Genomic DNA, 777 nt, shown 5'->3' with positions numbered 1-777 from the left:
CGTAAAACCCGAGGAACCACAACAGGCCAAGCCGGTCCACTTGAATGTCCTCGGCCCAGTAACGCTCTACGTACAGGGTAATCCCGAACCCGTCGGAGGAGGACTGCGCGACGAAGTACGCGAATTCCTCGCCCTCCTCGCAGCCCACCCCACCGGACTGATCGCCGACGACATCGCCCGAAGCCTGCGCCTCAGCGACAATCCCGACCACGTCGCAAGAGATTTGAAAAACCTCCGCCGCGCTGTACGACGCGTGCTGCGCGCTGCCACCGGGTGGAGCCGGGCTGAATTCATCCAGATGCACGGAGAACTACACAAACTCCATCCCAGCATGGTCGAAACCGATCTCGCCGCCTTCACCCAAGCGCTTCACGAGGCAGCGACCACCACCCACACGCCCCAGCGACTGTCCGCACTGCGCCGCGCCGTCGAGCACTATCACGGCCCCTTCGCCCACGGCGGCGACTACCCCTGGAGCGACAGCGTCCGCGCATCCCTCGCGAGCAAAGCCGCCGACGCGGTCGCGGCCCTCGCTCACCACGCGGAACACACCGGCACCCGCCAGGACGCCGACGACGCACTCGCCCTGCTGGAAAAGGCCATCACCCTCAGCCCCACCCACGAACTGCTCTACCAGCACGCCATCCGCCTGCACCAAGCCGCCGGACGACACGACACAGCCCGCCACACCTTCACCCTCCTCGAACGCAACCTCAAAGAACTCGGCCTCGAACCAGACCCCGCCACCCGCGCACTGCTCACCACCCGCACCCGCTC

General features: G+C 66.3%; 2 protein-coding genes. One reads left to right on the top strand and one right to left on the bottom strand.

Translation table 11 applies throughout. The features are described from left to right. The coding region (locus JK363_RS43645; protein ID WP_236076594.1) for a hypothetical protein at window positions 1-304 on the bottom strand (304 nt) is incomplete at its 3' end. 27 nt (window positions 305-331) lie between these two features. Here JK363_RS43645 and JK363_RS43640 point away from each other — a divergent pair. Then, window positions 332-777 (top strand): AfsR/SARP family transcriptional regulator (locus JK363_RS43640; RefSeq protein WP_236076593.1); only part of this gene is annotated, 446 nt, incomplete at its 3' end.

Origin of the sequence: Streptomyces coffeae (assembly GCF_016741875.1) — a bacterium.
GTDB lineage: Bacteria > Actinomycetota > Actinomycetes > Streptomycetales > Streptomycetaceae > Streptomyces > Streptomyces coffeae.
The sequence above is the reverse complement of the archived record's forward strand: the minus strand, read 5'-3'. Positions and strand labels throughout refer to the sequence as shown.